We start from the raw sequence: 11,715 nt of genomic DNA, 5'->3' as shown, positions 1-11,715 counted from the left end.
TTACCTTTACTATAGTACGCATTTATTAAGTCAGTTTTGATAGATTGTTAATTAGCTGTTAATCGAATGTTAATATTCACTATATTTTTTTAACGATAATCTAAATATATGGATGAACCCCAACAGCAAACAACTATTTTTAAAATTTAAGTGATATGCAAATCCATTCCATAGTTAATCAGTTTTAGTTTTCTTGCAACTGCTTGTGAAGCATAATTATCCCAAGAAGTGCTATAAAGTGGAATGCGCTTTTCCTCTTGTATTGATATCGCCCATGCTGTAACAACATCAGTACCATATCCATTCCCTTGAAACTCCGCTAAAGTTTCCACACTCGCCTCAGCAGCTACAGGTGTACTCCTAGCACTGCAACATATAGAAACTACCTTTTCATTTTTTACAATTGCAAAGTAAGGTTGCCTCCACTCCATCTGTTCTATTAGATTAGGAAAATTTTCTCGCAAAAGCTCTTTATTCTTCTCTGTTATCTGTATTGTTCTAGTTGGCTTATGTAAATTATTAGAGAACATGAAAGCAGGGCCCATCCAAATATTTTTTACTGTTCTTTCTTCATTTAATACATGAATAATCTTTGCTATCTCTATATGATTTGAAGGTTCTCGAATTAATTTCTCAATCTTACCTACCGTTTCATTATCCAGATCACAATGATATCTCGTTATACTCCCTTCACGAGTTCTGCCAAGAAAAAAGCGTGGTGCTTTCGGATTTCCTTGTTCATTTACATATTTCATTTTTCCTATTTGATTATGAAGAAATAAAACCTCTACCTGAATTGCTATTAAATCAAGTTCTGAGAGCCTCATTTATATCCTCCTTAGTTACTCATATACCATCCATAATCTATTTTTCATGCCCAAAACAAAAATCCCATTCAAATACACATTCCTGAATCCATCATACTCAATGACTTCTTCATTCTGTCTATCTAAATGGGATTATTTCATACTTGTTATTCTACCTGTTGCAGTTGTGGCTGTACTACTTCATTCGCTCCAGCTACCCTCAACATATTTGCAATATCTTTAAAACCTCTTTTTTCAGCATATTGCAGTGGCGTAATATTTTCCTTATTGGCCATATTTACATCTGCCCCGTGGTCAATAAGCATTTGAATTACTTTCTTATGGTTTTCACTACCATTTCCTAATACGATTGCTTCTACTAAAGCTGTTCCACCACGAGCATTTTTATAATTCACATCAATATCTGTATGCTCTAATAATTCTTTTACGACCTCTACATGGCCACGCTCAGATGCAGAAATAAGTGCTGTTCCACCTGATTTAGTCGTTTCTTTCGTATTAACTCCTGCATTAATTAATACTTTTACAATATCCGTATATCCTTCTCTACTTGCATAAAGAAGTGGATTGCTATGTTTCTCATCTTTAATTTCAATATTAGCACCTGCACCAATTAATGCTTTCACTGTCTCTACATGATTTTGGTACGTTGCTGCAAGGACGGGTGTTTCTCCGTTGTCACCTTCTACATTTATATTCGCTCCATCTTGGATCAACTTCATAGCTGTTTCTGTGTCTCCAAGAGTTGCAGAAAGTAGCAACTGTTTGTCCATTAAATTTATACTTTTTTCTTCTTTGGATTCTTCCTGTTCTTTATGCTTTTCTTTTTTCTTTTCGTTTTTCACATGAACCGGTTTCGATTCTGGCTCTTCTTGCTTATCGCAAGCCACTACCGTCATTAAAAGTCCTAATAAAATACATAATAAAATTTTTTGTTTTCTCACAACTACAGCTCCTATGAAAGATAATGTTTTCTTAACCATTCCTCCATCACATACAATAACTCTTCTTGAGTACATTTATCCATAAGCTCTTTATATTCCTTCTTTAATTGGATTATCTTAAACTTATACTATGTTTCTCAACCTATTGGCATGATACGCCTGATGGCCTCATCATTAACATTATGAAGCAATTAGTTTAGCACGTTTTTACCGCATTTGTATACATTTCTAAAAAGTACATAAAGTGAAACTTTAATCAGTGGGAGGGTTCACCCCACTGATTATTAGTTGAACCAATCGGGTATTTACGGGCTGTTGATCTCCCACCTAACTTCTTTGCTCCTGCCTAATTTTGAGGTGGGAGTTTTACTACCCGTTAATACGGGGTAAATGATTGCTTTAGGTCACTATATTCCATTGTAACCGTTCTTCTAAAAATTTTACACCTTTTCTATATTTGCACCTGAATAATACTAGAAAAAGACAACTGTGCAGTTGTCTTTTTCTAGTATTAATGATGTCCACCGTGATTTCCCTTTTTCGGGTTCCCCATCATTTCTTTATTCATTTCCCATTTATGCTCTGCTAGCTCTTTATACGAAAGAACTTTCCCCTTATAGTTAGATACAAAGCTCTCTGCATCTTTTTTGTTTTTAAATGAAATGACATTATAAGCCATTGGTGTTGTAATTGTTTTATCATATACGTAAGTAGCATCTTCTAACGAGACCCAATCTTTCGAATCATAATCTCGAACAAATTTTTCTTTCGTCTTTTCACCTGGATTAATCTCCATCCATTTATACATACAACCGATATCATCAAACTTTAATGCTTTTCCATTTTCTAAAATGATTTCTGTTGCAAATTGATTATCCATTACCCCAATTTGGCAAATATCACACTTATCATGTTTCTCATCAATTGCCATAGCCTCTGCTTGTTTCTTACCACATCCTACAATTGTAAAGACAAAGAATAAGCATATAGCAAACATCACATACTTTGTTCTCATTGTATTATTTCCTCCCTAACCCTATCTTCTACAAGGAGCATACCAAAAACTTGTGTGCGATTTGTGAAAAAACAATGTGTCTTTTGTAATATATAGAACAAAAAAGATGTGTAGTCATATCTACACATCTCTCATCATTCACAACCTGTAATTAATAAATCATCTTCTAGTCTAACTAATAATGTATCTGTATGAATTTGCTGCCCAACAACTACATTTACTAATCTTATATTTCCACTGATGCCGACTGCAACCTTTTCAAGCTCACCGTTACTTTTTCGGATCATCATTAATTTTTCCCACTCATATACGTAAGAAGATTCATTAACAAAAATCTCTTCTACTTTTCCTTCATAAGAACTACAAATCTCTTCCATTCTTGTTTTCATATAAAATCTACTCCCTATTTCACACTTCAATATTTTCATCTTATTCTACCATTCTTATGGAGAGCAGCTTACTTTTTAAAAATTCAAATTAACTACCGTGAACAAAATGACCAAAATAAAAATTATGCTTCTAATGATGTTATTTTTCAAATTATTTACCTTTCAAATAGATGCTTTTATGATAAACAAAAAAACTTTTTTCTGAATTTTTATTTTATTTTGAAAGCGCAATCATTTTTGAGGGGGAGATTACATGTTAGCACTACTTGGATTTGCGATGGTATTTGTCTTTATGTTTTTAATTATGACGAAACGTATGTCAGCACTAGTAGCATTAATATTAATTCCAATTACTTTCGCATTAATTGGTGGTTTTTATGCAAATATGGGACCTATGATGTTAGAAGGAATTCAAAAACTAGCACCTACTGGTATTATGCTTATGTTTGCTATTTTATATTTTGGAATTATGATTGATAGCGGTTTATTCGATCCTGTCATTAGTAGGATTTTGAAATTTGTAAAAGGAGATCCTTTAAAAATCGTTGTTGGTACAGCGATTCTTACTATTATTGTTTCGTTAGATGGGGACGGAACAACGACGTATATGATTACTGTTTCCGCAATGTATCCACTATATAAACGCCTTGGAATGAATCCACTTATATTAGCTGGGGTTGTTATGTTAGGGGCTGGTGTAACAAATCTTACGCCTTGGGGTGGACCGACAGCTCGGGTTATGAGTGCACTTGGACTAGACGCATCAGAGCTCTTCACACCACTTATACCAGGAATGATCGCTGGTGCACTTTGGGTAGTTTTCGTTGCTTACTATCTTGGAAAAAAAGAAAGAAAACGTTTAGGTATTATGGATGTACAATATTTAAAACAAATGCAAACGATGGATGAGCAAGCTGCCGCGGTAGAAACTGCTGTTCATAAACGTCCTAAACTTCTATGGATTAACTTTTTATTAACTGTTACCTTACTTGTCTGTCTCATACTAGAAGTTATGCCGTTACCTGTTTTATTTACAATCGCTTTCGCTATTGCTGTTATGCTTAACTATCCGAACTTAGAGCAACAGAAAGAGCGTATTGCTTCTCACGCAGGAAACGTATTAGCAGTTGTTTCTCTCGTATTTGCCGCTGGGGTTTTCACTGGAATTTTATCAGGAACAAAAATGGTAGATGCAATGGCTAAAAGTGTAGTAACTCTTATACCAGATGCACTTGGACCACAATTACCAATTATTACAGCGCTTCTTAGTATGCCATTCACATTCTTCATGTCCAATGATGCATTTTACTTCGGTGTACTACCTATTTTGACGAAAGCTGCTGCTACTTATGGAATTAGTGCGGCTGAAATGGGACGTGCTTCCTTACTCGGTCAACCTGTTCACTTATTAAGTCCTCTTGTCGCATCCACTTATTTATTAGTCGGCATGGCCAAAGTTGATTTTGGTGAACATCAACGCTTCACTTTATTGTGGGCAGTTGGAACGACAATGGTAATGTTGATTACTGGAATTGTAATTGGGATTATTCCAATATAAGATAAAAAACAGTAGAGAATATAATATTCTCTACTGTTTTTTTATGAAGAAACGAGAAAATACCTTCTTTCTGGTCTCCCCACACTCCCATATATAAGCTCCGCATGAACTTTCTTTCCTGATATTAAATACTCTAAATAACGCCTCGCTGTTGACCTGCTTACTCCTACCATTGTACTTAACACTTCTGCCGTAATACCTTCTTCATTCACTGTTAACATATGCTTTTTTATTTTTGCTAAAGTTAAAGGATCTATCCCTTTCGGCGCATATTCTATTTCATTTCCCTTTACACCTCTTTGGGACCATAGATGTTCTATTTGTTCTATAGATAATTGATTATTTTTCTTTAACTGCACAATCTTTTTTTGGTAACTTTCCAAACTTGCCTTAAATCGATCAAACATAAGTGGTTTTACGATATAATCTGTTACTCCGCCTCGTAAAGCATGTCTGACTACATCTGTTTCCGATGCAGCTGTAATCATAATAATATCTGTATCATGTAAATTATTCCTAATATATGTGACAAGTTCCGTTCCTTGCATATCAGGTAAGTACACGTCTAATAAAACGAGCTGTGGCTTCACAAAATCTAGCCATTCTTTCGCTTGTTCTCCATTCGTTGCTGTTCCAATTACTTTAAATCCCTCAATCTTTTCGGTAAAACGACGATGAATGTCCGCAATTCGAATATCATCTTCTACAATCAATACTTCAATCTCCTCACCCATTACAATTCGCCTCTCTTTTTTGGTAATGCAATAATAAATAATGCACCACCTAAATCCCCTTTTTCGATTGCGATACTTCCATTTAAATCTTCTACTAACTCTTTCACTTTTGCTAATCCATATCCTCTCTTCCCGCCTTCTTTCGTCGAGAAGCCTTTGTAGAATATGCTAGTAATGACTTCATCATGAATCCCTTGGCCCGAATCTTCCACTTCAATTACGATTTCTTCTCCGATATCAGTTACAAACATCCTTACCTTCTTATCATTCTCTTCATTTCTTTCAATCGCTTCAAATGCATTCGTAATTAAATTTCCTAAAATGGAAACGACATAATTACTCTCAATGTGCGGGCTTAATTTGTCTAAGCTACTTTCTCGATCTAGCACAAAATCAATCTTCAGCTCTCTTGCTCTATTATAGAATCCAATTAAAATTCCACCTAACCATGGATTTTGAATTCGCTTCATAATAAATTGAACAAAATCTTGATATACCGCTGTTTCCTTATGAATAAGCTCTAAAGCATCCTCATATGATTCTAGCTGAATAAGACCTGAAAGCGTATACAATAAATTGTTATATTCATGCGTTTGCGCTCGTAATGCCTCTGTATATTGCTTCGTCTGAGATAATTCTGCTGTTAACTGATCCATTTCAGATTTCAAACGTAAGCTCGATACAACGCCCGTTACTTTATTCTTTACTTTAATAGGTAGACGATTCGCAATCACAGCCTGCCCTTTTATATTCAATTGACGATCAAACTGTTCTTCACCAGTTTGAAGTACATCTAGTATCGTTGAATTAGGAATTACATTTAAAATAAATTCTCCAATAATATTGCGTTGTTCATCTAGCGAAAGAATATCATAAGCTGCTTGATTGACTAAACTAATCCTGCCCTTTTGATCAATGACAATAATCCCTTCACGTACAGATTGAATCACTGTACTATGCTCTTCATATAAAGATGAAATTTCTTCTGGCTCCATCCCAAACATCATTCTTTTTATACTGCCAGCTAAATATATAGAGCCGATTACTCCAATTAATAGACCTATTATTGTAATCCAAAACACACGCTTTCCATACACTTCTACCGCTCCATGAATATCATCCATTGAAAATCCAACAGATACCACACCAATGATTTCATTTTCCTGATTACGGATTGGAACTTTTCCGCGTAATGAAGGGCCTAATGATCCAGTTGCTTTCGAAACATATGATTTTCCTTCTAATAGAACTCCTTTGTTATCTCCACCAATCATCGCTTCTCCTATTTTATCTCGCTCAGGATGTGCATATCGAATCCCCTCTTTATTTCCAACTACAATGAAGTCAGCCTCTGTATCCATTCGAATTCTTTCTGCAATCGGCTGAATGATAGAAGCTGGGTTTTCTTTTTGAAAAGCTTCCTTTATTTCAGGTATAGCAGCAACTGTTTTCGCAACATGCAAAGCTCTTTTGCCAATTTGCTCTTCTACCGTTTCAGATAATATGTAATAAAATAAATAACTCGTTAGCATAAGTACAACAAGAATAAGTGTACTAATAGTTAATGTAATTCTCGGTTGGAGTTTTAATTTTTTAAATTTCAAAACCATTCCCCTAACATGATTAAAGATAGAATTTAAAGAATATACAGTCTCTTTAATTATACTTAATCATAACACGGTTACTCTATATTTCTTTCTTTTTCTCTTCATAAAAAAAGAAACGAAGTAAAATTATTACCTCGTTTCTTAACAATCATTATTACACTTTAAACTTACCAATCATCTCTTGTAATTCTTCTGCCATTTGTGATAAATGAACTGCTGCTGCATTTATTTCATCTACTGAAGCTAATTGTTCTTCAGAGGAACCAGCAATATTTTGAACGCTTGCTGCATTTTCTTCAATCGTAGCTGCAATTTCATTAATAGATGCACTTACTTGTCTTGCATCTACCGTCATTTGCTTTGCTACACCTACCATGTTATCAATTTGTACAACTGTATCATCCGTAGATTTCAATATTTCAGCAAAGCTTTGCTTCGTTTCATTTGCAACTACAAGCCCTGATTGTACTTCTGTCCCAACTAGCTTCATAGAACTTACCGTTTCTTTTATATCAAATTGGATCTCTTTCACTAGTTTTCCAATTTCCGTAGAAGACTGTCCTGATTGCTCAGCTAATTTTCGTACTTCATCTGCTACAATTGCAAATCCTCTTCCTTGCTCTCCAGCTCTCGCAGCCTCAATTGCTGCATTTAACGCTAATAAATTTGTCTGCTCTGCAATATGTTGAATCACCTCAAGGATTGCTCCAATTTGTTTTGATTTATCATCTAACAAAACAATAACTTTATCTGATTGTGAAACAGACTCATGGATTAATTGCATTTGATTTACAGTTTGTTCAACTAACTTTCCACCATCTTCAGCCTTTTTCTTCGTATACATAGATGCTGTGGATACTAATGAAGAACTATCTGCAACACGCTGAATTCCTTCTGTAACTTCTTCTAATAATGTTGCACCTTCTTCAACTTCTTTCGTTTGTATTTCAGCCCCGCTCGACACTTGCTCTATTGCTTGTGTAATTTGTTCCGTCGCTTCACTTGTCTGCTTCATACTAGCTGTTAATTCTTCTGAAGATGCCGCCACATGACTTGCTGAAGTATTTATATTGGAAATGACCTGTTGTAATGATGTCGCCATCTCGTTAAAACTTTCTCCTAGCTGTCCAATTTCATCTTTAGAATGGACTGTAATTGTTTCTGTTAAATCGCCTTCACTAATTTTTTTCGATGATATAACAAGTTGTTTTAACGGACTAATAATAGAAGCAATTATGAAGTAAATTAAAATCCCACCAATTATTAATGAAATACCAATAACAGTTAGCGTTTTATAGAAAATAGGATTAGCTGCTTCAATAATTTCTTTTGAAGGCATAATTCCTGCTATTTTCCATCCAGTCTGCTTATTTGTTATAAAGGTAATATTGCGATCATCACCATCGAGTTTGAATTTAAATTCACCTGTTTCCTGTTTGTACAATTCCTTCTCAAGTTTTTCTTCTATTTTATCACCTGGTTTTATCGTCGGATGTGCTATTACATGTTTAGATTGGTCGAAGATTGCTACATATCCTTTTTTGCCGATATTGACCATTTTTGAAGTATTTACAATATCATTAATAATTAAATCGATACCGAGAACACCGCTCTTATCCTCATTTTGTTTTGCTATTGTAATAACAATATTCCCTGTTGTACTTGACTTATATGGGGCTGTGATAACCACTTCTCCGCTTTTTTTCGCTGCTTCTTTATACCAATCTCTTTCGGTAGGATTATACCCATCTGGCATTTGAATAGACGGTGATTGAATAAATTGTCCCGTACTAGACCCCGTATAAATTGCTTCTATTTCTGGATGTAATTTATTATATTCTTCTAATTTATTTTGCACATTTTGAAGCTGATCAGTTCCGTAACTTACTCCATTAAATAACTTTGTAAAATATACTGCGTCTACCTTTTTACTGTCTATCTCTTTGTTAATAACATTATTTAAAATCTTTACGTTATCTTCCGCTGATTGTAAAATTGTTTCATTAAAATTTGTCTTCGCTTGTTGATAAGACGTCCAACCAATTACAATACTTGGAAGAATTAAAACAATAACAAATGATACAAGTAACTTTGCTTTTAAACTACTTCTCCTTAATTTCCCTTGAAACATATTTCTACCCCTCCATACCGTTTTAAATGTAATTACCTTACATTTAATTTCTTTATATAAATTATACGATTAAAATGTATCAACTCTTTATCTCTTTTTCTATTAAAGAATTAATACATACCCTTTTCATTCTATATAAATTAAATAATTAAAACAATATATTAAAATGTACATTATTCGAATAATTCACAGAAGAACCTCTAGTATCTCACTTACTAGAGGTTCTTCCCACTATACTATTCTTTATCTTTTTCTACTTCTTTTTTCTCATCTTCTACTACAGATACAACAGGTTTATCATTTGATAATTGTTGTACCGCTCCCTTTCCTGCAAATCCTTCTAATAACTCTTTTAAGTCAATGCCAGAAGAAGCTTTTAATGTTTCTTGCATCGTCGCCATTAAATCAGTCGCATAACCCGCAACTTTTCCAGCGCCGCTATTTTTACCACCGCCGCCTGTATCAACAACTGTAATTTTATCAATGTTGCTAAGTGGGCTTGCAATTTCTTTCGCATAACTTGGAAGCATTTTAAGTACCATATCCATAATTGCCGCTTGGCCATATAATTCAAATGCCTCTGCAATTTTTTGTTTCGCTTCTGCTTCCGCTAAACCTTTTAATCTGATAACATCGGCTTCTGCTGTACCTTGTGCTTTTTGTACTTCCGCTTTCGCTTGACCTTGCGCTTTCTCAATTTCCGCCTTCGCTAAACCTTCTACGCGTACTTCTTCTGCACGTGCTCTCGCTTCTGCTTCAATCTTATATTGATCCGCATCTGCCTTTTTAATTTGTTTTACTTTTTCAGCTTCAGCTGATTGCTCAACAGCATAACGATCTGCATCTGCCTTTTTCTTTACTTCTGCATCGTATTGCTTTTCACGACGCGCAATCTCTTTTTCTTCTAACTCAATTTGCTTTTCACGCTCAATGATTTTAACGCGCATTTGCTCTTCTGTTACACCTTGTTGCGCTTTCGCTTGTTGTAATTCATAAGAAAGATCCGCGTCTGCGCGAGCTTGTTCTTGTTCTCTCTTATACGATTGTACTTTTAGTTCTTTATGTTTTTCAGCTTCAGCAATCTGTGCATCACGTTGGTATTCAGCTTCTTTTGCTTCTTTCTCAGCGCGAGCTTTTTCAATACGTGCTTCCTTTTCACGCTCTGCATTCGCAATTGTTGCATCACGCTTAACTGTCGCAATTTGCGGCTGACCAAGTGCATCTAAGTAACCGTTCTTATCCATGATTTCTTTAATTGTAAAGGAAACGATGCGAAGACCCATCTTCTTTAAATCTGTAGAAGCTACTTCATGCACCTTTTGAGCAAATTGCTCTCTATTACTATATGCATCTTCTACTGTCATAGAAGATAAGATAGCACGAAGATGCCCTTCTAAAACTTCTTTTGCTTCTATTTTTAACTCTTCCGTTTCTTTTCCTAGATATTGTTCAGCTGCTGTGGAAACTTCTTCAATTGTTGATCCTACTTTAATAATAGAAACACCGTTTACTGTAATTGGTACACCTTGTTTCGTATACGTATCACGTGTTCCGACTTCTAGCTTGTAGTTTAATAGGCTTAAAGGCTCTGCTCTTTGCATAATCGGAACTACGAAAGTACCGCCACCGCGAATAATCTTAATCTTCTTTCCATCATCCGTGGTAACAACATTTTTCCCGCCTCCAAGCCAATTACCTGTAACAATTAACGCTTCATCTGGTCCAACTGTTCGATACTTCGTAATAAATACTAAAATGAGTAGAATTAAAATTGCGAGTAAAACTCCACCAATAATTAATGGAATCGTCATGTAAATTCCCCCTTATAATTTTGGTTTTTTTAAAGAATAAGCGATGTTTTGTACAAGCAAAACACCATCTTGGACTCCCTCGATAATAACCTCAGTTCCTTGTGAAATATCTTTTTTTCCAACTGTTTTAGCTGGGATTGCATTACTTCCAAATTGGGAAGAGATTAATACTTCACCAAATCCTTCTGTAGGAATTGTCGTAATGACTTCTCCCTTGCAACCAACGAATTCATCCATACGTTGCACAGTATTTTGTTCTGCTTCTGCAATTGGCTTTAAAATTAGTATTTTCATTATGAATACACCAATAAAAGATATAGCAAATGCAGCCCCGAAAATAAGAATACTATTAAAGGAAAATAAATATTCTCCTATATAACTAAGTCCACATAACATGGCGAAAAAACTAAGTAATAAAGTAACAACGGATACCGATCCGCCTCCAAAACTAAATATGGATTCAAATATATCTCCAAAAAGGATATAAATCACAGTGAGTATAGTAGCAATAATAAATCCATATAAATAAATTGTCTCAAGTGGATAACCAAACAAAACCATTTCTTATCCCCCTCTCTTAAACAATCCCTTTTTTGTTATGTGTATGCCCCACCTCTTCCAAAGATTATTGTTCTTAATTTTCAGTTATTTAACTTTTAAAGAAAAGCCTGCAGTACAGGCCTCTAAAAAAGAACAGGA

The 11,715-nt window shown here is 34.8% G+C and carries 10 protein-coding genes and 1 pseudogene; 1 reads left to right on the top strand and 10 read right to left on the bottom strand.

Annotated features, from left to right (window positions below; all coding sequences use genetic code 11):
- Nucleotides 1-146 precede the first annotated feature (146 nt).
- The 4 genes from ATN06_RS02965 to ATN06_RS02950 form a co-directional block, all read right to left on the bottom strand.
- Nucleotides 147-827 carry a GNAT family N-acetyltransferase gene (locus ATN06_RS02965; RefSeq protein WP_060629468.1) on the bottom strand — a complete coding sequence of 227 codons (681 nt, stop codon included), beginning with the start codon at nt 825-827 and terminating at the stop codon, nt 147-149.
- A gap of 146 nt (nt 828-973) precedes the next feature.
- Nucleotides 974-1,846, bottom strand: a complete 873-nt coding sequence (locus tag ATN06_RS02960) for an ankyrin repeat domain-containing protein (protein WP_110093204.1) — start codon at nt 1,844-1,846, stop codon at nt 974-976.
- A gap of 436 nt (nt 1,847-2,282) precedes the next feature.
- Nucleotides 2,283-2,786: a nitrous oxide reductase accessory protein NosL gene (locus ATN06_RS02955; protein ID WP_060629467.1), complete on the bottom strand. Its 504-nt coding sequence runs from the start codon at nt 2,784-2,786 to the stop codon at nt 2,283-2,285.
- Between the two features lie 134 nt (nt 2,787-2,920).
- Nucleotides 2,921-3,175 carry a hypothetical protein gene (locus ATN06_RS02950; protein WP_029437388.1) on the bottom strand — a complete coding sequence of 85 codons (255 nt, stop codon included), beginning with the start codon at nt 3,173-3,175 and terminating at the stop codon, nt 2,921-2,923.
- A 253-nt stretch (nt 3,176-3,428) separates the two neighbouring features.
- Between ATN06_RS02950 and ATN06_RS02945 the strand changes: the two genes are divergently transcribed.
- Nucleotides 3,429-4,733: a CitMHS family transporter gene (locus ATN06_RS02945; RefSeq protein ID WP_060629466.1), complete on the top strand. Its 1,305-nt coding sequence runs from the start codon at nt 3,429-3,431 to the stop codon at nt 4,731-4,733.
- 41 nt (nt 4,734-4,774) lie between these two features.
- Here ATN06_RS02945 and ATN06_RS02940 read toward each other — a convergent pair whose 3' ends face one another.
- The 6 genes and pseudogenes from ATN06_RS02940 to ATN06_RS02920 form a co-directional block, all read right to left on the bottom strand.
- Nucleotides 4,775-5,467, bottom strand: a complete 693-nt coding sequence (locus ATN06_RS02940; protein ID WP_060629465.1) for a response regulator — start codon at nt 5,465-5,467, stop codon at nt 4,775-4,777.
- On the bottom strand, nt 5,467-7,071 hold the full coding sequence (locus ATN06_RS02935) for an ATP-binding protein (protein WP_060629464.1): 1,605 nt from the start codon (nt 7,069-7,071) through the stop codon (nt 5,467-5,469). Before ATN06_RS02935 ends, ATN06_RS02940 begins: the two co-directional genes overlap by 1 nt.
- A 157-nt stretch (nt 7,072-7,228) precedes the next feature.
- Nucleotides 7,229-8,089 (bottom strand): methyl-accepting chemotaxis protein, encoded by an 861-nt coding sequence (locus tag ATN06_RS29770; protein ID WP_372424941.1) that lies wholly within the window; start codon nt 8,087-8,089, stop codon nt 7,229-7,231.
- A 78-nt stretch (nt 8,090-8,167) separates the two neighbouring features.
- A pseudogene (locus tag ATN06_RS29765) lies at nt 8,168-9,205 on the bottom strand (cache domain-containing protein); the annotation flags it as partial.
- Nucleotides 9,206-9,441: 236 nt separating this feature from the next.
- On the bottom strand, nt 9,442-11,016 hold the full coding sequence (locus ATN06_RS02925) for a flotillin lipid rafts scaffold protein FloT (protein ID WP_060629462.1): 1,575 nt from the start codon (nt 11,014-11,016) through the stop codon (nt 9,442-9,444).
- A 12-nt stretch (nt 11,017-11,028) separates the two neighbouring features.
- On the bottom strand, nt 11,029-11,577 hold the full coding sequence (locus tag ATN06_RS02920) for an NfeD family protein (protein WP_060629461.1): 549 nt from the start codon (nt 11,575-11,577) through the stop codon (nt 11,029-11,031).
- Nucleotides 11,578-11,715: the final 138 nt, after the last annotated feature.

The sequence above is a fragment of the Bacillus thuringiensis genome, assembly GCF_001455345.1.
GTDB classification, from domain to species: domain Bacteria; phylum Bacillota; class Bacilli; order Bacillales; family Bacillaceae_G; genus Bacillus_A; species Bacillus_A thuringiensis_N.
Note: the sequence above shows the minus strand (reverse complement) of the source record. Positions and strands in the feature narration are given on the sequence as shown.

Bases quoted from the DNA above. Each gene is read 5' to 3' on its own strand.
- ATN06_RS02940 (WP_060629465.1), bottom strand. From the start codon at position 5,467: ATGGGTGAGGAGATTGAAGTATTGATTGTAGAAGATGATATTCGAATT.
- ATN06_RS29770 (WP_372424941.1), bottom strand. From the start codon at position 8,089: ATGAAGCAGACAAGTGAAGCGACGGAACAAATTACACAAGCAATAGAG.
- ATN06_RS02920 (WP_060629461.1), bottom strand. From the start codon at position 11,577: ATGGTTTTGTTTGGTTATCCACTTGAGACAATTTATTTATATGGATTT.
- ATN06_RS02945 (WP_060629466.1), top strand. From the start codon at position 3,429: ATGTTAGCACTACTTGGATTTGCGATGGTATTTGTCTTTATGTTTTTA.
- ATN06_RS02950 (WP_029437388.1), bottom strand. From the start codon at position 3,175: ATGAAAACAAGAATGGAAGAGATTTGTAGTTCTTATGAAGGAAAAGTA.
- ATN06_RS02925 (WP_060629462.1), bottom strand. From the start codon at position 11,016: ATGACGATTCCATTAATTATTGGTGGAGTTTTACTCGCAATTTTAATT.
- ATN06_RS02960 (WP_110093204.1), bottom strand. From the start codon at position 1,846: ATGTACTCAAGAAGAGTTATTGTATGTGATGGAGGAATGGTTAAGAAA.
- ATN06_RS02965 (WP_060629468.1), bottom strand. From the start codon at position 827: ATGAGGCTCTCAGAACTTGATTTAATAGCAATTCAGGTAGAGGTTTTA.
- ATN06_RS02955 (WP_060629467.1), bottom strand. From the start codon at position 2,786: ATGAGAACAAAGTATGTGATGTTTGCTATATGCTTATTCTTTGTCTTT.